The sequence below is a fragment of the Gordonia sp. QH-12 genome (assembly GCF_001578675.1).
GTDB lineage: Bacteria > Actinomycetota > Actinomycetes > Mycobacteriales > Mycobacteriaceae > Gordonia > Gordonia sihwensis.
In genome coordinates this window covers 1-23032 of sequence record NZ_KQ969304.1, presented here as the reverse complement: position 1 = coordinate 23032, position 23032 = coordinate 1, and the positions used below count along the sequence as shown (strand labels likewise).

17 protein-coding genes are annotated in these 23032 nt (G+C 69.1%); 11 read left to right on the top strand and 6 right to left on the bottom strand.

The genetic code is table 11. The features are described 5' to 3' along the window. Nucleotides 1–56: 56 nt before the first annotated feature. Genes Y710_RS16685 through Y710_RS16675 form a run of 3 tightly spaced genes read left to right on the top strand, consistent with a single transcriptional unit; the run spans nt 57 to nt 3528 of the window. Nucleotides 57–818 (top strand): decaprenylphospho-beta-D-erythro-pentofuranosid-2-ulose 2-reductase, encoded by a 762-nt coding sequence (locus tag Y710_RS16685; RefSeq protein ID WP_006897103.1) that lies wholly within the window; start codon nt 57–59, stop codon nt 816–818. 6 nt (nt 819–824) lie between these two features. Then, complete coding sequence (locus Y710_RS16680; protein ID WP_062367970.1) at nt 825–2777, top strand: arabinofuranosyltransferase; 1953 nt, start codon at nt 825–827, stop codon at nt 2775–2777. Nucleotides 2778–2781: 4 nt separating this feature from the next. Next, a complete protein-coding gene (locus Y710_RS16675) occupies nt 2782–3528 on the top strand; it encodes an MBL fold metallo-hydrolase (RefSeq protein ID WP_006897105.1) in 747 nt (248 codons plus the stop codon). Nucleotides 3529–3553: 25 nt separating this feature from the next. Here the strand turns inward: Y710_RS16675 and Y710_RS16670 are convergent, their stop codons facing one another. The 3 genes from Y710_RS16670 to Y710_RS16660 all read right to left on the bottom strand — a co-directional run bounded on the left by Y710_RS16670 (nt 3554) and on the right by Y710_RS16660 (nt 6264). Further along, the gene (locus Y710_RS16670) at nt 3554–5050 is read right to left on the bottom strand and encodes a DEAD/DEAH box helicase (protein ID WP_006897106.1); all 1497 of its coding nucleotides are present in this window, start codon (nt 5048–5050) and stop codon (nt 3554–3556) included. Between the two features lie 259 nt (nt 5051–5309). After that, complete coding sequence (gene aroQ / locus Y710_RS16665; RefSeq protein WP_062367969.1) at nt 5310–5765, bottom strand: type II 3-dehydroquinate dehydratase; 456 nt, start codon at nt 5763–5765, stop codon at nt 5310–5312. A 10-nt stretch (nt 5766–5775) separates the two neighbouring features. Further along, nucleotides 5776–6264 (bottom strand): acyl-CoA thioesterase, encoded by a 489-nt coding sequence (locus Y710_RS16660; RefSeq protein WP_231875774.1) that lies wholly within the window; start codon nt 6262–6264, stop codon nt 5776–5778. Nucleotides 6265–6346: 82 nt separating this feature from the next. On the opposite strand from Y710_RS16660, the gene thpD reads away from it, so the two are divergent. The 4 genes from thpD (at nt 6347) to Y710_RS16640 (ending at nt 17578) form a co-directional block, all read left to right on the top strand. Further along, nucleotides 6347–7288: an ectoine hydroxylase gene (gene thpD, locus Y710_RS16655; protein ID WP_006897109.1), complete on the top strand. Its 942-nt coding sequence runs from the start codon at nt 6347–6349 to the stop codon at nt 7286–7288. 88 nt (nt 7289–7376) lie between these two features. After that, nucleotides 7377–10697 carry an arabinosyltransferase domain-containing protein gene (locus Y710_RS16650; RefSeq protein ID WP_062367968.1) on the top strand — a complete coding sequence of 1107 codons (3321 nt, stop codon included), beginning with the start codon at nt 7377–7379 and terminating at the stop codon, nt 10695–10697. A 168-nt stretch (nt 10698–10865) separates the two neighbouring features. Further along, complete coding sequence (locus Y710_RS16645) at nt 10866–14201, top strand: arabinosyltransferase domain-containing protein (RefSeq protein ID WP_045539210.1); 3336 nt, start codon at nt 10866–10868, stop codon at nt 14199–14201. Next, on the top strand, nt 14198–17578 hold the full coding sequence (locus Y710_RS16640) for an arabinosyltransferase domain-containing protein (RefSeq protein WP_231875773.1): 3381 nt from the start codon (nt 14198–14200) through the stop codon (nt 17576–17578). The genes Y710_RS16645 and Y710_RS16640 overlap by 4 nt, the downstream gene beginning before the upstream one ends. 61 nt (nt 17579–17639) lie before the next feature. Here the strand turns inward: Y710_RS16640 and Y710_RS16635 are convergent, their stop codons facing one another. Together Y710_RS16635 and Y710_RS16630 are read right to left on the bottom strand one after the other, a co-directional pair. Next, complete coding sequence (locus Y710_RS16635) at nt 17640–17960, bottom strand: putative quinol monooxygenase (protein ID WP_045539212.1); 321 nt, start codon at nt 17958–17960, stop codon at nt 17640–17642. A gap of 148 nt (nt 17961–18108) precedes the next feature. Continuing rightward, complete coding sequence (locus Y710_RS16630; RefSeq protein ID WP_062367967.1) at nt 18109–19605, bottom strand: MFS transporter; 1497 nt, start codon at nt 19603–19605, stop codon at nt 18109–18111. 57 nt (nt 19606–19662) lie between these two features. On the opposite strand from Y710_RS16630, the gene Y710_RS16625 reads away from it, so the two are divergent. After that, nucleotides 19663–20343, top strand: a complete 681-nt coding sequence (locus tag Y710_RS16625) for a TetR/AcrR family transcriptional regulator (RefSeq protein WP_062367966.1) — start codon at nt 19663–19665, stop codon at nt 20341–20343. 9 nt (nt 20344–20352) lie between these two features. Here Y710_RS16625 and Y710_RS16620 read toward each other — a convergent pair whose 3' ends face one another. After that, nucleotides 20353–21087 (bottom strand): VIT1/CCC1 transporter family protein, encoded by a 735-nt coding sequence (locus Y710_RS16620; RefSeq protein WP_062367965.1) that lies wholly within the window; start codon nt 21085–21087, stop codon nt 20353–20355. A gap of 144 nt (nt 21088–21231) precedes the next feature. Between Y710_RS16620 and Y710_RS16615 the strand changes: the two genes are divergently transcribed. The 3 genes from Y710_RS16615 to Y710_RS16605 all read left to right on the top strand — a co-directional run bounded on the left by Y710_RS16615 (nt 21232) and on the right by Y710_RS16605 (nt 22893). After that, a complete protein-coding gene (locus tag Y710_RS16615; protein ID WP_006897117.1) occupies nt 21232–21699 on the top strand; it encodes a DUF2231 domain-containing protein in 468 nt (155 codons plus the stop codon). A 106-nt stretch (nt 21700–21805) separates the two neighbouring features. Next, on the top strand, nt 21806–22216 hold the full coding sequence (locus tag Y710_RS16610) for a helix-turn-helix domain-containing protein (protein WP_006897118.1): 411 nt from the start codon (nt 21806–21808) through the stop codon (nt 22214–22216). Between the two features lie 53 nt (nt 22217–22269). Beyond that, nucleotides 22270–22893 carry a PIN domain-containing protein gene (locus tag Y710_RS16605; RefSeq protein ID WP_039867707.1) on the top strand — a complete coding sequence of 208 codons (624 nt, stop codon included), beginning with the start codon at nt 22270–22272 and terminating at the stop codon, nt 22891–22893. Nucleotides 22894–23032: the final 139 nt, after the last annotated feature.

The window sequence follows — 23032 nt, the reverse complement described above, 5'->3', positions numbered from 1 at the left end:
AGTCCGAACCGGCTCGACGAGCCCTACACCGACCGCACGTGAGAAAGCAGACACCCATGTTCAACGCCGTCGGCGTTCCGCAGTCCATCCTGATCCTCGGCGGCAGCTCCGAGATCGGTCTGGCCATCGCTTCGGAGTTCCTCACCCGGGGTCCGATGCGCGTGGTGCTCGCCACCGTCCCGAACGACCCGGCGGCCGCCGCTGCGGCCGAGCAGATGACCGCCGCCGGCGCGTCGTCGGTGGAGCAGATCGACTTCGACGCGCTCGCCACCGACACCCACCGCGAGGTGATCGACAAGGCCTTCGAGGGCGGCGACATCGACGTCGCCATCGTCGCGTTCGGAATCCAGGGCGACGACGAGCAGGCCTGGCAGGACCAGAAGCTCGCGGTCCTCGAGGCCGAGATCAACTACACGGCCGCCGTCTCGGTGGGCGTCCTGCTGGGCGAGAAGATGCGCGAGCAGGGCCACGGTCAGATCATCGCGATGAGTTCGGTGGCCGGCGAGCGCGTCCGCCGCTCCAACTTCGTCTACGGCTCCACCAAGGCCGGCCTCGACGGCTTCTACCTCGGGCTGGGCGACGCGCTGCGTCCCGAGGGCATCCGGGTGCTGGTCATCCGCCCAGGCCAGGTCCGTACCCGCCTGTCCGCGCACGTCGCCGAGGCCCCGCTGACGGTGAACAAGGAAGACGTGGCACGGATGGCCGTCGCCGCGGTCGACAAGGGCAAGGACGTCATCTGGGTGCCCGGCCCGTTCCGCTTCATCATGATGGTGTTGCGGCACATCCCGCGCCCGGTGTTCCGCAAGCTCCCCATCTGACGGCCGGTGGAGACCTCCGCTGCCGACCGGCCCCGGCTCTCCGGTCGTACCCGTGACGTCGTCGAACTCGGCGGCGCGGTCCTCGGTGCGGCGGTCATCGCCTTCGCCGGGCTCAAGATCATCGGCGCAGTCGGCTGGCCTGCGTTCAACACCTCCAATGTCACGCGGGCGCTGACCACGCTCGGGCAGACGGCCTGTCTGCTGCTCGCCGTGGTCGCCGTGGTGTGGTCGCGCTACGGCTCGCGGATCCTGGCCTCGCTGTTGTCGGCGTTCGCGTCCGCCGGGCTGGTGACGGTGACGCTGGGCATGCCGCTCGGCGCCACCAAGCTGTATCTCTTCGGCCTGTCCGTCGATCAGCAGTTCCGCACCGAGTATCTGACGCGCCTGACGTCGAGCCCGCATCTGGCGGACATGACCTACGCGGATCTGCCGCCGTACTATCCGGCGACCTGGTTCTGGCTCGGCGGCCGGTACGCGAACACCCTGGGGTTGGCCGGCTGGGAGGCCTACAAGCCGTGGGCCATCCTGTCGGTCGCGGTGGCCGCCGCACTCGGCGCGGCCCTGTGGAACCGGATGGTCGGCGTGACGGCCGGAACCGCCGTCTCGATCGCCGTGACCCTGGTGACCCTGCAGTTCGCGTCGCCCGAACCCTATTCCGCCACCCTCATCCTGGTCGGCATCCCGATGCTCGTGGTGTGCGCGTACGCGCTCCGAGGCCGGTCGAGACTGGCCGGCGGTCCCACGCCGCTGTCGCAGACGAGTTGGCTCGCGGTGATCGCGGGCGGCGTCTTCATCGGCCTCTCCGCCACCGTGTACACCCTGTTCACCGCGCTCTTCGCCGGCACCGCGGTGCTGATGGCGCTGGTCTATCTGGTGCAGGCCTGGCTGCTGCCGCGCAACAAGACGGTGCCGCGCGAGACGATCTCCGCGGAGCGACGGCCCCGCATAGTCGCGGTTGTCGTCCGGCTCGTCGTGATGGGGGTGCTCGCCGGCGCCATCGCGCTCATCGTGTGGGGGCCGTACCTCGTCGAGCGGTTCAGGACCGACGTCGCGGTGAGCGGCAGCGCCGAGCACTACCTGCCGGAGTCCGGTTCGATTCTCGCGCTGCCCATGTTCCATGTGAGCCTGCTCGGCCTGCTGTGCCTGATCGGCTTCGTCTGGATCCTGATGCAGTGCCGCCGGCGCACCATCGCGATGAGCATGGCGTGCACTCTCGTCGGCGTCGTCGGACTGACGCTGCTGTCGCTGGCCCTCACTGCCAAGGGAACCACCCTGCTGTCGTTCCGCCTCGAGCCGGTCAGCACCGTCGTCCTCGCCGCGGCCGGCGCGTTCGGCGTGGTATGGCTCAGCCGGGCGGCGATCGCCCGATTCGGCGACATCCGGACCGTGATCGGAGTGGTGGCAGCGGCCGCCGCGCTGGCCGTCGCCCAGCAGATTCCGTCGGTGCTGTCGGTGGAGATCACCACCGCGTACACCGACACCGACGGCCGCGGCGTGCGCGCCGATCAGCACGCTCCCGGCGCCGAGTCGTACTACCCGAAGATCGACGAGACCATCCGTGCCCAGACGGGCCGGCCGGCCACCGACAACGTGGTGCTGACGGCCGACTTCGGTTTCCTCTCGCTCTACCCGTACTGGGGATTCCAGGGGTTGACCTCGCATTACGCGAACCCGCTGGCGGAGTTCACCGAGCGTGCGGCGACGATCGAGAAGTGGTCACAGGCGTCGACGCCGCAGGAGATGAAGGACAACCTCCGCACCAGCCCGTGGCGGCCGCCGAACGTCTTCCTGTTCCGCTACAGCCCGGACGGATACACGCTGCGACTCGCAGAGGACGTCTATCCCAACGATCCGAACGTCAAGCGGTATACCGTCACCTTCAACCCCGCGGCCTTCGACGATCCGGCGTTCACCGTGACGGAGATCGGGCCGTTCGTTCTCGTCGTGAAGAAGAGCTGATCGCATGGCAGACCTCGACATCACCACCATCGACCACGGTTCGGCCAAGACGCACCTGGTGCACACGAAGTATGTGAACTGGGTGATCCTTCAGTCCGATGAGGGCGTCACGCTGGTGGACGGCGGGTATCCCGGTCACGCCGACGCGGTGGCCGAGTCGCTGCGCCGGGTGGGCAGCGACCTGTCGGAGGTTCATGCGGCCCTGCTGACCCACGCGCACATCGATCATCTGGGCGGGCTGGCGCGGATCGGCCGGACGCGATCGTTCCCGGTCTACGCCGACCCTGCGGAGGTGCCGCATGCGCGTCGTGAGTTCCTCGAGCAGGCGGACGCGTCGACCATCGCTCCGATCGCCTATCGTCCGCGGGTCCTCGGCTGGCTGCAGGGCGTGGTGCGCCTGGGCGCCCTCGACAAGTCCGGCATCGGCGACGCTCAGCCGCTCGGCGACCTCTCGCTGCTACCGGGCTCGCCGACCGCGGTGCCGACCCACGGGCACACCCGCGGGCACAGCGCCTTCCTCGCGGGCGACGGCGAGGTGCTGATCTCGGGCGACGCGCTGATCAGCGCTCACCCCACCACCAAACGCCGCGGACCGCAGTGCCTCGACCACGTCTTCACCCACGACGTCCCCGCGAACGAGGAATCCGTCGCGGCGCTGCGCGACCTCGACGCGGTGATCGTGATGCCCGGCCACGGCCCGATGCTGTGCGGCCGGGTCGCGACCTTCGTCGATCAGGCCCTGAGCCGATAGCCTCGGCCGGGCCCGAAGCGAACCGTCAGCCGCGCGGGGCACCCGCCGGGCGACTGGCGCGGCGACGACGGCGCGGGGCCGCCGAACCCGCATCGGACTTGGGCGTCGAGGACGTGTGGACCGCCTTGGCGGCCGGACGCGACGGCTGCGTCTCGCCGTGGCCCGCGCTGCCGGAACGCGGACGTCCCGAACCGCCGCGAGCCGAAGCACCCCGCCCCGAAGCACCCCGTCCCGAACCGCCGCGACGAGCACCGCCGCCGGATGCGGAACCGGAGCCCTGACCCGACCGGCGACGCCCCTGGCCGCCGCCCTGCCGCTGCGACTGCTGCGGCGCCACCGGCGGCGCCTCGCGGTACGGCGCACGCTCACCCACGAGTTCGTCGACGACATCCGACTTCGCCGTCACCTGCTGGCCGGGAACCTTGATCGCGGCCTTCTGCAGCAGCTTGCGGAGATCGCCCCACTGCTCGGGCAGGCAGATGGTGACCACGTCGCCCGCCGAGCCCGCACGCGCGGTGCGGCCCGAACGGTGCAGGTACGCCTTGTGCTCGGCCGGCGGATCCACGTGGACGACGAGTTCCACACCGTCGACGTGAACGCCGCGCGCCGCGACATCGGTCGCGACGAGGACCTTGGAGCCGTCCGGTGCGGCGAACGAGGCGAGGTTGCGGTCGCGCTGCGCCTGCGACAGGTTGCCGTGCAGATCGACGGCGGGCACGCCTTCGGCGGTCAGCTTCTTGGCCAGCTTCTTGGCCTGGTGCTTGGTGCGGGTGAACAGGATGCGCCGTCCGGTACCGGAGGCGAGCTCGCGAACCAACTCGGTCTTGTCGGCGGCCGAGCCGACGCGGAACACGTGATGGGTCATCTGCGCCACCGGCGAGGTCGCGTCCTCCAGCGAATGCGTCACCGGCGTGGAGAGGAATCGCTTCACCAGCTTGTCGACGCCGTTGTCGAGCGTCGCGGAGAACAGCATCCGCTGGCCGCCCGCGGGGGTGGCGGCCAGGATGCGGGTCACCACCGGAAGGAAGCCGAGGTCGGCCATGTGATCGGCCTCGTCGAGCACCGTGATCTGGACGTCGTCGAGACTGACGATGCGCTGTCGCATCAGGTCCTCGAGACGTCCAGGGCAGGCGACGACGATGTCGGCGCCCGCGCGCATCGCCGACTCCTGGCGGGTCTGCTTCACACCGCCGAACACGGTGGTGACACGCAGGCCCACGGCCGAGGCCAGCGGCTCCATCGCGGTGGCGATCTGTGTCGCGAGTTCGCGGGTCGGCGACAGCACCAGTCCGGTCGGGCGGCCGGGCTTGCGGCGCACGCCGGCTCCGGCCAGGCGGGTCACCAGCGGCACGGAGAAGGCGAGAGTCTTACCGGAGCCGGTCTTGCCGCGGCCGAGGACGTCGCGGCCGGCGAGAGTGTCGGGGAGCGTGCGCTCCTGGATGGGGAACGCCTCGGCCTTGCCTTCGGCGGCGAGCGCGTCGGCGATGGGGGCGGGCACACCGAGATCGGCGAATGTGGTCATGGAGGTGGGAGCCTTTGCATGCGGGCATCCGCGTACGGCACATAGGCGCCGCAGAGCGGATTCAGGTGGCGAACACGCGCGGCGGGCGCGTGTCGGTTCGCCGTATGAAAGTTCGACGCACCCGCGTTGGATCCGGGGTCTGCGTGGAGGCGTTCTACGACGCACGGCGCATTTGCGCCGAATGAACGAGCGTGCGCAGTAGCACGCTCCGACTCGTCCATCCTACGGCATCGGAACCGATAAGCGGTGAACGAGCAGGTCAGCGACCCATGAGAGCGGCGATTCGGCGCACCGCGAACTCGTATCCGGCGGTTCCGCAGCCGACGATCACCCCCGCGGCGATCGGCGAGATGTACGAGTGCTGGCGGAACGGTTCGCGGGCGTGCACGTTGCTGATGTGCACTTCCACCACCGGCACCTCGGGCACCACGAGGGCGTCGGCCAGCGCGACTGAGGTGTGCGTCCATCCGCCGGGGTTGATGACGATGCCGCCGATCTCGCCGCGGGCGGCGTGGACGGCGTCGATCATCTCGCCCTCGTGGTTGGTCTGCAGCGCCCGGACCGTCAGGCCGAACTCGGCCGCGGTCCGGCGGGTCGACTCGACGACGTCTTCGAGGGTGTCCGCGCCGTAGACCTCTGGCTGACGCACCCCGAGCATGTTCAGGTTCGGGCCGTTGAGCAGCAGAATCGGCGGAGTCTCGGGGGCATCAGACATGGTTGGGACTCTACTCGGCACCGCCGTGCGCCGCCGTGGGCGACGGCTCCACCAGACCGCGCAGCGTCTGCGCGACCGACTCCGGCAGCGGGCGGGACCGCTCCGTCGCGGTGTCGACGTTCACGTACACCAGCCGCACCTCGCTGACCGGCTCCCCGCCCCTGCTCATCGCGAACCGCAAGGAGAAACTCGACCGGCCCACTGACAGGCACGTCACGTCCACGTCGATCACGTCGTCGAACTTCGCGGGCCGGAAGAAGGTGATCTCGGCTTTCACCACGGATGGGTCGAGGCCGTCGTCCAGCAGTCCGGGATACGGGTGGCCGATCGCGCGGAACCACTCGGTCATCGCCACATCGGCGAGTTCCATGTACCGCGCATTGAAGAGAAAGGTCTGCGTATCGGTCTCGTGATACCGAACGCGGTGCTGGTAGGCGATCAATCGTCGGTCCTTTCGCATCTCGGCGATGTGATGCTCTCCCGATACTGCCTCACCCACCGGCCGCCCGACTCTGGTAACGGTGGAGGAGGTCCATCACACGCGGGCCGGCCCGGCCCGCCGCTATTGGAGGGAGGATTCCTTGACTACCGCGCGGAGCACCCACGAGGCCGTCGACGACCGCTACCCCTCGCGGCTCGACGCCAGTGCCACCCACGACATCAACACCATTCCCCGGCCCGATCCGACGGTCTGGGGCGCCACCCCCGGTCCCTTCCCGGCGACGGCGCTCGCCGAGTACGAGCGCAAGGGGTTCCACATCGAAGACGGTCTGTTGACCCCGGCTCAGGTGCAGGAGTGCTGGTCGGAGTTCGACCGGATGACCGACGACGCCGACCTCGCCGACAGCGGACTGCTGATCCGTGAACGGGAGTCCGGGGCCATCCGGTCGATCTTCCGCGTCCACCGGGTCAGCCCGGTCTTCGAGGCCCTGGCCCGCACACCCCGGATCCTCGACCGCGCCCGCCAGATCCTGGGTTCGGAGGTCTACATCCACCAGTCGCGGATCAACGCGATGCCGGGCATGGCAGGCACGGGGTTCTACTGGCACTCCGACTTCGAGACCTGGCACGCCGAGGACGGCCTGCCGGCGCCGCGCACCGTGAGCCTGTCGATCGCGCTCACCGACAACTTCCCGTTCAACGGCGGCCTGATGCTCATGCCCGGCGCCCACCGGACGTTCGTGCCCTGCATCGGCGAGACGCCCGACGGCCATTTCCACGAGTCCCTGCAGGACCAGCGCGTCGGCGTCCCCTCGCCGAGCGCCATCACCGAGCTCGGATACGAACACGGCATCGAGCAGTTCACCGGCGCCGCCGGCGCCGGCCTCTTCTTCGACTCGAACTCGATGCACGCCTCCGGCAACAACATCTCGCCCTACCCGCGGGCGAATGTGTTCCTCGTGTTCAACAGTGTCGAGAACGCGCCCCGCGAACCGTACGGGGGCACCGCACCGCGGCCGGACTATCTCGCCGAGCGCGACGTGACTCCGCTGACCCCGCTGGCGGATTCACCGTTCGCGTGAGGAACGGCCGCCGGCCCGGATCGGGCCGGCGGTGCGCGCGGCGGCGGGGCGGCGGGCACCGCGAACCGCCGGGCTAGGATGACGACCTGTGCCAGCTTTCACCGTCCGACGCGCCCAGATAACCGCGATCGTCACCGGCGCACTGGGCGTCCTCCTGGCTCTGGCCACCCCGCTGCTCCCGGTGAAGCAGACTGTCGCGGAAGTGAGCTGGCCGCAGCACGGCGTCGTGGAATCGGTCTCGGCACCGCTGTTCTCCTACGCACCGATCAACCTGAGCGTCGACCTTCCGTGCTCCGCGGTCGGCTCCCTGCCCGCCGGAAAGACGGTGCTGTTCTCGACGACCTCGCCCTCTGCGCCGAAGGCCACCGACCGCGGACTGTTCGTGCGGGTCACCGGCTCGGAGAACCCCAGCGTGGAGGTCGTCACCCGGAACATTCCGATACTGTCGGCACCGTTGTCGCAGGTGCGCTCCAGCGCATGCGAACAGATCCGGGTCCGCGCCACCTCCGACGAGGTCAGCGCGGCCTTCACCGGCCTGCGCACCGCATCCGGCGAGCCCCTCGAGGCCGCGACCGGATCCGGCAACATCCCCGGCGGCGACCAGCGTCCGCAGGTCACCGGGCTGTTCACCCAGCTCACCGGCCCGGCGTCGACGCTCGACGGTCTCGATGCCCACATGGTGATCGATTCCCGCTACAGCACGGCGCCGACGATCACCAAGTGGATCGCCATCGTCGTCGGAGTGCTCTGCACGCTCATCTCGCTGGCCGCGCTGGCCCGGCTCGACGCCACCGACCGCCGCGGGCACCGCCGGATCTTCCCGGCACGCTGGTGGCGGCTGAACCCTCGCGACTACACCGTCATCGGGCTGCTGGCCGTCTGGCACATGATCGGGCCCAACACCTCCGACGACGGCTACCTCATGACGATGTCGAGGGTGGCCCAGAACAGCGACTACACCGCCAACTACTTCCGGTGGTTCGGCGCGCCCGAATCACCGTTCGGCTGGTACTACGAGGTCTTCGGTCTCCTCAGCCACGTGAGCGTCGCGAGCCCGTGGATGCGGCTGCCCGCCCTCGCCTGCGGGATCGTCAGCTGGCTCATCATCAGTCACGAGGTGATACCGCGGCTGGGACGCGCCGCACGCATCCGCCCCGCCGTGCCGTGGACCGCCGCCGCGGTCTTCCTGGTCGCCTGGTTCCCGTTCAACAACGGCCTGCGGCCCGAGCCCATCATCTGCCTCGGCGCCCTGCTGACCTGGTGTTCGGTGGAACGCGCCATCGCCACCGGCAGGCTGTTCCCCGCCGCGGTGGCCTGCGCGGCCGGCGCGTTCAGCATCGCGGCCGGGCCCACCGGCGTGCTCGCGATCGCGGCCCTCGTCGCAGGTGCGCGCCCGATGTTCCTGGCCCTGCGCCGCCGCGCGATCGAGGTCGCCGCACTCACCGGCCGCGGCCGGTTCCAGGCCTACGCCGCACTGCTCGCGCCGATCGCCGCCGCGGGCACCTTCGTGATCTTCGTGGTCTTCTCCAATCTCACGCTGCGCGCGTTCAGCGAGGCGTCGAAGATGAAGACCGCGCTCGGACCGTCGCTGAACTGGTACAACGAGATCGATCGCTACTCGTCGCTGTTCGCGTTCTCCGCCGACGGCGGCATCGCCCGGCGCTTCGCGGTTCTGGCGATGGTGCTCGGCATGACGGTCGCCGGAGCGGTCCTCATCCGCAAGTCACGCATTCCCGGAACCGCGCTCGGACCCGCGCGGCGCATCGTCGGCATCACCTTCGGTTCGCTGCTGTTCCTCATGTTCACGCCTACCAAGTGGACGCATCACTTCGGCGTGTTCGCCGGACTGGCTGCCGCACTGGCCGCCCTCGCCACCATCGCCGCGAGCAGTCAAGCCACCCATTCGCGCCGCAATCGGACGATCTTCGGTGCGCTGGTCCTGTTCGTCGCCGCGCTCGCGATGACTGCACCGAACTCGTATTACTACGCCTCGGCGTGGGGTATGCCGTGGGGCGTCTCGCAGGTCATGGTCGCCGGCGTCCCGCTCGGCGACATCCTGCTCTACGCGGCTCTGGCGCTGCTCTGCCTGGCGTTGTGGTTCCACTTCCGCGAACCGTTCACCGGCACCGATCCGCACCCGGCTCCGCCCGCTCATCCGTCACGGCTGCGCCGCTCGGCCGGCGCCGCGACCCACGTGATCGCCGCCGCCCCGCTCGGGATCGTCGCGGGCGTCCTGGTGGTCTTCCTCATCGCGACCGCCGCGATGGCGGGGGTCCATCAGAGCGACTCCTTCTCGGTGCCGCGATCGAATTTCGCCGCCCTCGCCGGCCGCCCGTGTGCGATGGCCGACAAAGTCCTGGTGGAGACCGATCCGAGTCGCTTCCAGCTCACACCGGTCGACGCCTCGCTGGCCGACCCGCTCGCCGGATCGCCGACGCACTCCGATTCCGACAACGGTCCGACCACCGGTTTCACGCCGGACGGCATCCCCGACGAGGTGGAGACGAAGGCCTCTTCGGGTTCGCTCGGAGTCCTGGCCCGGGACGCCGCCTACGACCCCGATCTACTCATCGCGAACAGCGGGGGCACCGGCGGCGGCACCACCGAGACCGCGGGCGTCAACGGCAGCCACGCCCAGCTCCCGTTCGAGCTCGACCCCGCCCGCACGCCGGTGATGGGCAGCTACGACGCCGACGAGCAGACGCCGTCGTCGCTGACCTCGGGCTGGTACCGGCTGCCCGCCGACTACAAGAGCCGCCCGCTGATCACCCTGTCTGCCGCGGGCGTGTTCCCGTCGCGGAATCTGCGGCTGGAGTACACCGACGCCCGCCTGACGCCGGGGATCAAGGACGATGCGATCGAGTCGACGGGCTCGATCGGCCTCATCGACCCCGGACCGCGGCCCTCGTGGCGGAACGTGCGGATCGACACCGCGTCGCTGCCCGACGATCTGACCGCGGTCCGCATCGTCGCCACCGACAACGACCTCGCGAAGGACCATTTCATCGTGGTCACTCCGCCGCGACTGCCGGAGATGACGACGCTGCAGCAGACCGTCGGCAGCTCCGACCCCACGCACGTCGACTGGACCTCGGGTCTGGTGGTGCCGTGCCAGCGCCCGTTCGACTTCCACGCGGGCGTCGCCGAGATCCCCAAGTGGCGGGTCCGTCCCGGCGCCGACCTGGCCGCGGTGAGCGCATGGCAGGGAGCCCTGGGCGGCGGACCGCTCGGCTGGCTGGAGGTGTCGCAGCGCGCCGACACCGTCGCGACCTACCTGAGCGACGACATCGGCCGCGACTGGGGAGCTCTCGAACGCTATACGCCGTACGACGCCGCGGTGCCCGCCCAGATCGACTACAGCGAGAAGGTACGGAGCGGACTGTGGAGTCCCGCGCCGATCCGCTACTGACACCCGGAGCCGGATACGCGGGATCCTGACGAGAACAGAGGCGACGAGGAACAGAGGCGACGAGGAACAGGCCACCACCGCACGGGACAAAGGGCGGATAACGGGCGGATGTGACGCCCCGCGGCACGTTTGGGCCGTTCCGAGCCCGGTCGACTAACGTCATAGGGCGTGCCAGACCCGACTCCCACTCCGCCGGACGCCGAGCCCGACCGTCCTTCGAGCCCGCTGACGGCGTCGACCGCGCGATGGGTCGCCATCGTGGCGGGCCTCATCGCCGTGGTGGCTGCGATCGTGACTCCGCTTCTGCCCGTGGCGACCACGTCGGCCACCATCTCTTGGCCGCAGGGGCAGTCACTGAATCCCGACAACCCGTCTGTCGTCGCGCCGCTCATCGCGCAGACCGCCCAGGACGTCGACATCACCCTCGACTGCCGCGTCCTCGCGCAGCTACCCGCAGGCAAGACCACCGTGCTGTCGACGATGCCGCCCGGAGCGCAGAAGGCCGCGAGCAAGGCCCTCACGGTCACCGCCACCGATTCCGCGGTGTCGGTTCTGTTCCGCAGCAATCTGGCCGCAGTCGCCGATCGGGGCGAGATCGCCTCGGGTCGGTGCGAGCGTCTGCACATCTTCTCCTCCGCGACCGCGACGGGCGCGCAGTTCGTCGGTCTCGGTCCGGCGAAGATCCTCGAACCCGATACGCGCCCGCAGATCGACGGCCTGTTCACCTCGCTCACCGCCGCGCAGGTGAAGGCCGCGGGTGACGGAATCCGCTCCCGAATCGTCATCGACGACCGTTACGAGAGCCACGCCTCGGCGGCCAAGATCGCCGCGATGGTGATCGCCGTGCTCGCGACTCTCGTCGCGCTGTTCGCACTCTGGTGCCTCGACCGCATCCACGGCCACACCGGCGCCCTCATCGCACGAAGCGGCTCCCGGCTGTCGCGACTGCGTCCCAAGGTCTACGACCTGGTCGTCAGCGGCGTGCTGCTGCTGTGGACCTTCCTCGGCGCCGGCGCTCCCGACGACGGTTACATCCTCAACATGGGCCGCACCGCGGGCGAGGCCGGCTACATGTCGAACTACTACCGGTTCTACGGCATCGCCGAGGCACCGTTCGACTGGTACTACAGTTTCCTCGCCCTGTGGGCGAAGGTCTCTCCGACCATCCTGTGGATGCACATTCCGCAGCTCGTCGCCGGCGTCGCGTCGTGGCTGATCCTCTCGCGCGTGGTGCTCCCCCACTTCGGCAAGGCCGTCGCGAGGAACGCATGGGCCGAGTGGACGGCCGGCGCGGTCTTCCTCGCCTTCTGGCTGCCCTTCTGCTCGGGTCTGCGCGGCGAGGCGATCATCGTCCTCGGTTCGCTGCTCACCTGGTGGGCCACCGAGTCGGCCATCACCCGCAGGCGGATCCTGCCCGCCGCACTCGCCGCGACCGTTGCCGGACTCACCCTCGCACTCGCGCCCCAGGGCGTGGTCGGTGTGGCGATCCTCCTCGTCGCCGCACGCCCGATGCTGCACGTTCTGATCGACCGCCGGCGCGAATCGGGACTGCTCGCACTCTTGGCTCCCATCGCCGCCGCCGGGACCGTCGTCGCCGTCGTCGTGTTCCGCGACCAGACGCTGATGACCGTGCTGGAGGCGATGAAGATCCGTTACCAGACGGGCCCCATCGTGCCGTGGCACCAGGAGTTCCTGCGCTATTACTTCCTGTCCGTCGGCACCCCCGACGGCGCGCTCGCCCGCCGGATCCCGGTACTGCTGACATTCGTCGCCGCGTTCCTGGTCGCCGCCGTGCTCCTGCGCCGAGGCGGCATCAAGGGCGTCGCCACCTCGCCCGCTTGGCGGATGATCGGCGCTTTCGGCGTCACCCTGATGCTGCTGTTCGGCACGCCCACCAAGTGGACGATCCAGTTCGGCGTGCTCACCGGTCTCGGATCGGCCCTCGCCGCGCTCGCGGCGATCGCGATCGCACAGAGCGGCGCCCGTTCGCTGCGGAATCTGTCCGCGCTGACCGCGGGACTGCTGTTCGCACTCGCCGCGGCGGCCGCGGGCACCAATGCCTGGCCGTACGCGTACAACCTGGGCATCCCGTGGTTCAACATCGCACCGGTGGCCGCCGGTTTCGAGGTCTCCACCATCCTGCTCGCGCTGGCCGTGGTGGCCGTCGCCGTCACCCTCTGGCTGCATCTGCGCAACGACTACATCGCCAACAAGGGGCTCGCCCATCACGCCGAGGGCGTCCCGGACAGCCCCGCCGACAAGCGCCGGATCGCCCTCGCGTCCACGCCGCTCCTGGTGATCGCCTCCCTGATGGTGGTGGCCACCATCCTGGCCTTCGGCCGCGCCGTGGTCATCCGTCACCCGGCGATGACCGTGGCCTCCAACAACGTCGACGCGCTGACCGGGAACACCTGCGGTATGGCCGATCAGGTTCTCGCCGAACCCGATCCCAACGCGAACATGCTGACCCCGGCCGGTGGCGCGTCGCCGACCGCCGCGCTCACCGGCGCCGATCCGGTCGGGTTCACCCCGGAGGGCATCCCCGACGACCTCTCTCCGGACACCCGCAGTTCCCGCGCCGGTCAGATGCACGTGGGCGGTTCCACCTCCAAGCCCTTCGCCATCATCGGCGGTCTCGGCGCCGGCACCACCGGAGGCGTCGGCCCGAAGACGGTGAACGGCTCGACGGCGCTGCTGCCCTTCGGTCTCGATCCGAAGACCACCCCGGTGCTGGGCAGCTACGGGTACAACGCCAACGCACACCTGACGACCGGCTGGTACGAGCTCCCGGCGCGCGACGCGTCGCCGCTGATCGCCTTCGCCACCGCGGGCGCGGTCTCGACCATCGACGCCGACGGCGTGCCGACCTTCGGACAGAAGCTGGTGGTCCAGTTCGGCAAGAAGGGCCCGGGCGGCTCGTTCGTGCAAGTGGGCCCGGAGGTCGTTCCGATCGATCCCGGACCGGTGATCCCCAACCGGCCGTGGCGCAACCTGCGCGTTCCGATGACGCAGGTGCCGCCGCAGGCCGAGGTGATGCGCCTGGTGCTGGCCGACACCAACCTGGGCCCGATGCAATTCATCGGCATCACGCCGCCGCGCGCCCCCAAGTTGCAGACCCTGCAGGAGCTGGTCGGCTCCACCGCACCGGTGCTGATCGATTTCCCGGTGGCCGCGCACTTCCCGTGCCAGCGACCCCTGGCGATCCGGCACGGTGTGGCCGAGGTCCCCGACTGGCGCATCCTGCCCGACTACGTGACGGCCAACTCCCAGTCGAAGACCTGGATGGCCGCCAATTCGGGCGGTCTGCTCGCCGTCACCGAGGGCACCACGTCGCAAGTCACCGTCCCGACGTATCTGCGCGACGACTGGCATCAGGACTGGGGCTCGCTGGAGAAGGAGTTCCCGCTCAGCCCGGGCGCGGTCCCCGCCGCCGTCGTCACCGATCCGGTGCGCACCTGGGGCTGGACGCGAACCGGGTCGATCCGGGTGGAGCCGAGTAAATGACCGAGCGTGACGGGAATGAAGAAACGGTGACCGTGAACGATTCTCCGCAGACCGCCGAGGCCGGAGCGACCGGCCGCCTGCGTCGGCTGAAGACGCGCGACTACCGCAACGCCAAGCTGGTCGCCGCGGTGGCCGGTCTGCTCGGCTTCGTGCTCGCGGCGCTGACGCCCATCCTGCCGATCGATCAGAAGACGTCGGAGCTGCACTGGCCGCAGAACGACGCGGTCACCAACGTCACCGCGCCGATGGTCTCGTACGTCCCGACCTCGATGGACGTCTCCGTGCCGTGTTCACTGGCCCGGAGTCTGCCCGCCGACGGCGGCGTCCTGATGTCGACCGTGCCCAGGCAGGGACGTCAGGCCACCGCGCGCGGGTTGTTCGTCCGCGCCACCGACAAGTCGATCAGCATGATCGTGCGCGACGTGGTGCTGCTCTCGACTGACCGCGCCGCGGCGCAGAGCGACCCCGGCTGCCGCTTCGTGATGACGGGCGACGGCGACGGCGTCACCGCATCGATCGAGGGTGTCGCGCCCGGCGACAGCACGTCTTACCGCACCGACGATCCGGACATGCGGCCGCAGATCCTCGGAGTGTTCTCCGATCTGCCCCGTGACGTCTCACGCGACGGTCTGTCGTTGAACGCGACCGTCGACACCCGCTTCATCAACTCCCCCACGCCGCTCAAGCTGGCGGCGATCATCGTCGGCATCATCGCGACACTGTTGTCGTTGCTGGCGCTCGGGGTGCTCGACGCACGGGACGGCCGCGGGCACAAGCGGTTCCTCCCCGCCGGATGGTTCACCATCCGAGGCCCCGACGTCGCCGTCTTCCTCGTCCTGGCCGTGTGGTGGCTGATCGGCGGCAACACCTCCGACGACGGCTACAACATCACCGTCGCCCGGATCACGAGCGAGGCCGGCTACGCCGACAACTACTTCCGGTACTTCGGCGTCCCGCAGGACCCGTTCGGCTGGCACTTCCAAGTCCTGTCGTGGATGACGCACATCTCGGTCGCCACCCCCTGGCTGCGTCTGCCGAGCCTGCTGCTCGGTCTGCTCGGCTGGTGGCTCATCAGCCGGGAGGTGATCCCCCGGCTGGGTCGGTCGGTGCGCAACAGTTCGGCGGCCGTCTGGACCGGCGCGATGGTGTTCCTCACCATCTGGATGCCGTACAACAACGGCATCCGCCCGGAACCGGCCGAAGCCGTGGGCGCGCTGCTGACCTGGTGCTGCGTGGAGCGCGCGATCGCCACTCGGCGGCTGCTGCCCTACGCGATCGCCGCGATCGCCGCGGCCTTCACCCTGGCTCTCGCGCCGGGCGGTCTGATGGCGGCGGCCGCCCTGGTGGCGGGCCTGCGCGGGATCGTCAAGACGATCGTCGACCGGCGCAGGCGCGACGGACTGCTCCCGATGATCGCGCCGCTGCTGGCGGCGGGCACGGCCGTGCTGTTCATGATCTTCTACGCGCAGGCGCTCGCACCGCTGCTGGAGGGCAACAAGGTGGCGGGCGAGGTCGGCCCCACCGAACAGTGGTGGCAGGAACCGGTCCGCTACTACTACCTGATCCTGCAGACCGGCGACGGCACCTTCCCACGCCGCTTCGGCATCCTGATGATGATCCTGGCGCTGGTGATCGCGATCTTCCGGCTCGCGTCGAGGCGATCGCCGCAGGGCATCGCGCGGGCTCCGATGTGGAGGCTGGTCGCCGTCATCATCGGCACGATGTTCTTCACCTCCTTCACCCCGACCAAGTGGACGCACCATTTCGGCATCTACGCGGGTATCGGCGCGGCGCTCTGTGCGGGCGTGGCGGCGATGATGGCCCCGGCCCTGCTCCGTTCGCGGCGCAACCGCGCATTCTTCGCGTCGGCCGTGTTGCTGGTGACGGCGGTGTCGGCGGCGGGCACCAACATGTGGTGGTACGTCGGAAGCTACGGCGTTCCCTGGTGGGACCGCCCGGTGGCCCTGGGCGGGATCAAGCTGAGTTGGATCGTGCTCTTCTTCGCCGTTCTCACCGCCGCGGTGGGTCTGTGGTACCACTTCCGTGACGACTACGTCGACGACGCGACCCGCACCGGCACCGTCCGTACCGGCTTGGCTCGGTTCAAGTTCTCGCCGTTGCCGGTGATCGCCGGCCTGCTGGTCGTCTTCATGCTCGGCTCCTTCGTCAAGGGCGCCTGGGTGCAGCGCGACAGCTGGTCGTGGGCCAAGTCGAATGTGCGCGCGCTCACCGGCGACGAGTGCGGGTTGGCCAACGACGTCCTCGTCGAGGACGATCCGAACGCCGCGATTCTGCATCCGGCGGCCGTCGACGGACATCCCGCGCCGACGCCGCGCGCGGCCCTCTCAGGCCAGAACGTCGGCTTCACTCGAGACGGCATCCCGGCCGGAACGTTCATCGATCCGCTGGAGGAGAAGGACGGAACCGACGAGGACACCGATCCGGCGACCGCACCCCCGACCGCCGGGGGCGGCGCCGCGACCGCGGACACCGCCGACAACGGCACGGACGACACCGAGCAGAATCCGGTGGGCGCCGAGCCGACGGCACCCACCAGCGCCGTCCGGCTGCCCTACGGGCTCGATCCGGCGACCACCCCGGTGCTCGGCAGCTACGGCTCGCCGGGTGTCAACTCGGTGACCACCGGCTGGTACGACCTCGGCTTCGAGGCGGGCCGCGCCCCGGCCGACAAACCGCTGCTGACCGTCGCCGCGGCGGGTTCGATCGAGGCGGTGAACGGCCTGGGCGCCCTCACCCCCGGACGGAAACTGACCGCACAGTTCGGCCGCCGGGAGGCGAACGGCCGGGTGACCCCGCTGGGCCGGGCGCTGACGCCGGTGGACGCGATGGAGCAGAAGTACTGGCGCAACATGCGGTTCGCGTTCGCCGACGCACCGCCGCGCGCCGATGTGGTCCGGCTCAGCGTGCTCGACGACGCCGCCGCGGTCAACGAATGGGTGGCGTTCACGCCGCCGCGCGTGCCCGCACTGCGCACCCTGAACGACGTCGTCGGGCGGACCGACCCGGTGTTCATCGACTGGATGCCGGGACTGGTGTTCCCGTGCCAGCGGCCGATGGCCGTCAGCTATGGAATTCTCGAGATCCCGGACTGGCGCATCATGCCCGACGCCGACGCCACCAAGCGCAACAGCCAGACCTGGTCGGCGGGCGTCAACGGCGGTCCGCTCGGCATCACCGACGGACTGCTCAAGGGCACGCTGGTGCCGACGTACCTGCGCAACAACTGGGGCCGCGACTGGGGCGGCCTGGAACGGTACGCGATGGTGGTCGACGCCGAGCCCGCCGAGATGGTTCACGGGTCGCATCAGGTGAGCGGACTGTACAACCCCGCGCCGATGCGCTCGAAGGGCTACTGAGGCTCCGCTCGGGAGAGTGGTGAGCAGCGGATCGGACCGGCAGCCGCGGGCCGCGGCGTTCTCAGTCGATCCGCAGCTCACCCATCTCGTCCCAGCCGTCGCCGTCGACCTGACGGGAGACGATCTTCGGGGTCGAGACGAGGTGCGGGCGCATCGCCTCCAATCCCGCGGCGAAGTGGTCGCTGGAGACGTGCGGGCCCGCTCCCTCGTCGGTGAAGGCCTCGACGAGCACGTACTCCGACGGATCGTCCAGGCTGCGCGACCACTCGAACCACAGGTTCCCCGGCTCGGCTCGCGTGGCCGCAGTGAATTCGGCCACCACCTCTGGGAACCGGTCGACGCTGTCAGGCTTGACCTGGAATTTGACGACGATGAAGTACATGCGGGTCCTGTCTGGAGTTGGGACGATTGCCGATCCCATTATCGGTCGTCCCGCCTGTACCGGCCACGGATCGCGGCGCCCGGAGGTCAACGGCAGTCGGTGCGCTTCTCGTGCCGGGCCGAGGTGAACAGGTCGATCGCGTCAATCGTCATGAGGGTGTTCCTTCCAGTCTCTTGTCGTTCGTATCGCCCTTCTCGTTCGCATCGCTGCGGTCACGCGCCGCGGCCTCCACGAGCGGCGTGACGGTGCGCGTCCGCCAAGGCGTGCGGCGCGGCAAGAGCACGATCGCCGCCACTGCCGCCAGGGCGAACAACCCGGCGGCCACAGCCAGCCCCAGGGCGTAGCCGCCACTCACCGCCACGGGGTCGACCGACGTCCCCGATCGGTGCGCTGCGATGGTGGCGAGGGCTGCCACTCCGACTGCACCGCCCAGTTGCCTGGAACTGTTCATGAGTCCGGAGGCCATGCCCGCCTCGTGCGGAGCGACGCCGGTTGTCGCGGCGGTCGCGACCGGCGCCAGGACCAGGCCGACACCGACGCTGGTGAGGATCGACGGGCCGAGCACATCGACCATGAAGCTGCCACCTGGATCGATCGTGGCGAACCAGCAGAGTCCAGCCGCCGCCACCACTGCCCCCGGCACCAGCGCGGTTCGCGGCGAGTGCGCCGCCGTGATGCGGACGGCGACGACGGTCCCGGCGATCAGTCCGGCCGTGAAGGGCAGGAACGCCACTCCTGTGGTCCCCGCGCTCAGGCCGAGGATGTTCTGCATGTACAGCGATACGAGATAGAACGCCGCGAACTGCCCGGCAGCTGCCAGGAAGACGATGATGTTCGCGCCCGAGACCCACCGGTCGGCGAGCAGACCCGGACGCAGCAGCGGTGCGGCAGACTTCGCCTCGATCACGATCAGACCCGCCAGGAGCAGCCCCGCGGTGGCCAGCGTCGCGATCGTGATCGCTGATCCCCAGCCGACGGTGTCGGCGCGCACGACGCCGAGCACCAGAAGTACGGCAACGGCGGTCGCGGCGAGCGCGCCCGGCCAATCGAGCCGCTGACCCCGTGCGGACGATTCTCCGGCAGGCACCCCGAGCGGGATGAGCGCGAGCGCCGTCATCACGATCGGAATGTTGACCAGCATGACCCAGCGCCAGCCGGCGTACTCGGTCAAGAGTCCGCCCGCGAGCACCCCCAGCGCGCCGCCGGCCGCATTGACCGCACTCCAGACCCCGAGGGCCCGCACCCGGGCCCCGCCCTCGGGAAACGTAGCGGTGAGCATCGCCAGTGCCGACGGTGCCACCGCCGCGGCACCGAGGCCCTGACCGGCACGGGCCGCGATCAACTGCCACGGCGCGTGCGCCGCGCCGCCGGCAAGGGAGCAGACGCCGAACACGATCAGTCCCGCGACGAAGACCCGGCGGCGGCCGTAGAGGTCGCAGGCGCGTCCGCCCAGCAGCAACAGTCCGCCGAAGACCAGGGCATACACGTGCACCACCCACGACAGATCGAGCGGAGCGAAACCCAGGTCGAGCCCGATGGTCGGGAGCGCGACGGTGACGACGGACATGTCCAGAGCGACGATGAACTGAGCGACGCAGGCCGCGGCGAGCACCACCGTCGGCTTCCCGATCCTGTTTTTGTACATGTATAAAAACTAACGGCGCGCCCCTCGATTGTCGACCCCTGAGGAATGATGAGGGGCATGGCGCAACCTTCAGTTCCCCGAAAGAGCACAGGCAGGCCACCACGGATATCGCTCTCGGAGATCCTGGACGCGGCGCGCCGCATCGTCGACGAAGACGGTGTGGACCGCCTGACGATGCGGCGGCTGGCGTCGGAGTTGGGAAGCGCGCCGATGGCGGTCTACCACCACGTCCGGAACAAGGACGAGTTGCTGGTGATGCTGTTGGACGACTACGCCGCGCAGAACCTGCGGCGATTCGAACCGCCGGAGCGGGCGCGCGATCGCGTCCTGTCCGGGGCCGACGCGATCCACGAGGCCCTCGTCGGCTGCCCGTGGATCGTGGAAGTGCTGACCGCCGACGATCTGCTCTCGACCTCGGCTCTCTGGTTCGTCGAACAGATCGTCGACGGTCTCGTGCAGGCCGGCCTGACGCTCGATCAAGCCGTCCGCGGGTATCGGTCGATCTGGTACTACACGGCGGGTGAGATCGTCGTGAAGACCACCGCGGCGCGCCGGCGGTCGGACGACCGCCGCACCACCTTCCGCGATCAGGTCTTCGCCGACCTCGATCGCAGCGAACTACCGAGACTCGCACAGGCCGCCGACCGCTGGGCGTCACTCACTTCGGCTGACACGTATCGCGAGGGCCTGGCCGCGCTGGTCGACGGGCTGCTTCAGTCGGTGCAGTCCCAGACGTAGGGCCCGACCTCACCCGACGGCGGTCCCGACCAGCGAACCGATGCCGTATGTCACCGCCATCGCAATGCCGCCGCCGATCACCATCCGCAGCGTCGGCCGCCACGGCGACGACTTGCCGAGGTACGCACCGAGGACCCCGGTGGCGGCCAGTGCCACCAGCACCGCGACCACCGCCACCGGGATGCGCCACTGTGCGGGCGGTACCAGGATCGCGATCAGCGGAAGCAGTGCTCCCACGGTGAACGACACCGCCGATGAGAACGCGGCCTGCCACGGGTTGGTGAGTTCGTGCGGATCGATTCCGAGTTCGGCCTCAGCGTGGGCGGCGAAGGCGTCCCGGTCGCTCAGCTCGGCGGCGGCCCGCCGCGCCGTCTCCGGTGACATGCCCTTCTTCTCGTAGATGCCCGCCAGTTCCTCGAGTTCTTCTTCGGGCTGGTTCCGCAGCTCCCATTTCTCCTTCGCGAGCATCGCCGCCTCGGTGTCGCGCTGCGTGCTCACCGACACGTACTCCCCCAGCGCCATCGACACCGCGCCCGCCGCGAGGCCCGCGATCCCCGCGGTGAAGATCGGACCGCGGTCGGCGGTCGCCGCGGCCACGCCGACGACGATGCCCGCCGTCGAGACGATGCCGTCGTTGGCGCCCAGGACTCCGGCGCGCAACCAGTTGAGCCGGTTCGCCAGCGCGCCGGTGTGGGGCTCGTCGGCATGCCCGCCGTCGGGCGTCGGCCTCGTCTCCGTCGTCATGAATCCATGGTCGCAGCTGGTCAGCGTCCCGGCAAGCAAGGTTTGGCAGGGCTGAGAAGTGTGAGCCGAGGGTTACCCGTGAACTTCCGTAGAGTCCGGCCGCGCGTCCTGACCGGTTCCCGCCGACACCGTAGATTCACTCGCATGGACACCATCAACGGGCTGCCCGCGCACCCGCTTCTCGTACATTTCGTCGTGGTCGCGGTTCCAGTCACCGCACTGGTGGCGATCGCCATCGCCGTATGGCCCAGGGCCCGGATCGCCCTCGGCGTCTTCCCGTCGATCCTCGCACTCGTCACGTTGATCGCCGTGCCGATCACCACATCCGCTGGTGAGGCATTGGAAAAGAAGGTCGGCTCGACTCCTCAGCTGGAGCAGCACACCCAGCTCGGCGACGAGCTGATCCTCGCGGTCGGTCCGCTGTTCGGGCTGATCGCCCTGCTCCAACTGCTGCGGTATCCATTCGTCACCGAACGGATTCCGCTGTCGGACAAAACTATCGGAGTCGTCGACGCCGTCGTGCGAGTCGCGGTCGTCGCAGCGGCGATCGCCTCGCTGGTGATGGTGGTGCTCGTCGGCGACAGCGGTGCCCGCGCGGTGTGGGGCGGTTAGTCTCGCGGCGGCTCAGCTGCCCGACAGAGTCGGATTGCAGAAAACCAGTTTCACTTATAAGTGCAACTGGTTTAGTGTCGAGACAACGACTGGGAGGTGTGTAGCGATGAGTGCAGTGATCGATCGGGGCGTCGGAAAGACCACAGTGACCGTGACGTCAGACCAAGTGTCGCAAGCCAGTGCAGTCGATCTGGCGGCCCTGCGTGCGGCGGTGCCGGCAGAATTGGCTGGAGTCCTTATTGAGGTGCTCCGGATCGTCGCCGCCGGCGGGACGGTAACCGTGGGATCGATGCCGGATGAGCTGACGACCACCGCCGCGGCAGACCTACTCGGCATGTCACGACCGACATTGATGAAGCTGATTCGAGATGAACAGATAGTTGCGCACAAGGTCGGCACCCACACTCGACTGAACACGTCCGACGTTCTCGCCTACCGAGACCGGCTGCGTGAGCAACAGCGGGCAGCGTTGTGGGAGCTACGCGAGTTCGAGCAGGCGGAGGACCTAGACTACTGACACGGCACCTCCTGTCGGCGACTCTGTCCCGCACGGGATCTATTGTGACTTGAGTGACTTCAGGAGTGCCGAACGTGCTGCCGGATGCGAACGTGCTTTATTCGCGAACACTTCGGGACTGGATTTGTCTCCTCGCCGCGAGATCAGGTCCGCCGCTGTTCCACCTGCGCTGGACCGAGGATGTGCTCGCCGAACTGGTTTACCACCTGCGCAAGAATCACCCGCATTACTCCGATCACCAGGTCGGCGGCGTCCGACAACGGATCATCAAAGTCGCGGTGCACGGTCGGATCGAGGGATACGAGGTCGACTCGGCGTTTGAGTACACCGATGAGTACGACGCGCATCTGCACGCCGCGGCTGAGCACGGCCGCATACAATACGTCGTCACCAACGATCGAGGATTCCACCGGTTCGCCGAGGCGAACGACGAACGTCTCGGATACGAGGTATATACCCCCGACGACTTCCTGATGCTCGTCCATCGGGACGCAATCGCCACCGTCCGCGAGGCTCTACTCGACCAGATCACCTACCATTGCCGTCTCGGCAGACCGTTCAACCTCGCCGATCGCCTCGAGGCCGCTCAAGCCCCGACCTTTGCCGCCGCGATCCGCGCGATGATGCAAGCCCCGGCTGTCGCGGAAGCGCTATCCCGCGCGTCGTCCTCGACCTGACCCGCACTGATTGCCCGCTGGGCAGGCGAGTCTCTCATTCCCTCCTGGTCCCCTCTCGTCAGCCAATGAGTGCGCTCGTTGTCAGAGGGGATCGGTAAGATTCGAACATAGAAACACAGCAGGAGTGTTCTCGGACACT

What these genes read in the sequence shown, in the direction of transcription:
- Y710_RS16640 (WP_231875773.1), top strand. Translation starts at nt 14,198, where the DNA reads ATGACCGAGCGTGACGGGAATGAAGAAACGGTGACCGTGAACGATTCT.
- Y710_RS16635 (WP_045539212.1), bottom strand. Translation starts at nt 17,960, where the DNA reads ATGTACTTCATCGTCGTCAAATTCCAGGTCAAGCCTGACAGCGTCGAC.
- Y710_RS16670 (WP_006897106.1), bottom strand. Translation starts at nt 5,050, where the DNA reads ATGACCACATTCGCCGATCTCGGTGTGCCCGCCCCCATCGCCGACGCG.
- Y710_RS16625 (WP_062367966.1), top strand. Translation starts at nt 19,663, where the DNA reads ATGGCGCAACCTTCAGTTCCCCGAAAGAGCACAGGCAGGCCACCACGG.
- aroQ (WP_062367969.1), bottom strand. Translation starts at nt 5,765, where the DNA reads ATGTCTGATGCCCCCGAGACTCCGCCGATTCTGCTGCTCAACGGCCCG.
- Y710_RS16675 (WP_006897105.1), top strand. Translation starts at nt 2,782, where the DNA reads ATGGCAGACCTCGACATCACCACCATCGACCACGGTTCGGCCAAGACG.
- Y710_RS16610 (WP_006897118.1), top strand. Translation starts at nt 21,806, where the DNA reads ATGAGTGCAGTGATCGATCGGGGCGTCGGAAAGACCACAGTGACCGTG.
- Y710_RS16685 (WP_006897103.1), top strand. Translation starts at nt 57, where the DNA reads ATGTTCAACGCCGTCGGCGTTCCGCAGTCCATCCTGATCCTCGGCGGC.
- Y710_RS16615 (WP_006897117.1), top strand. Translation starts at nt 21,232, where the DNA reads ATGGACACCATCAACGGGCTGCCCGCGCACCCGCTTCTCGTACATTTC.
- Y710_RS16620 (WP_062367965.1), bottom strand. Translation starts at nt 21,087, where the DNA reads ATGACGACGGAGACGAGGCCGACGCCCGACGGCGGGCATGCCGACGAG.
- Y710_RS16630 (WP_062367967.1), bottom strand. Translation starts at nt 19,605, where the DNA reads ATGTACAAAAACAGGATCGGGAAGCCGACGGTGGTGCTCGCCGCGGCC.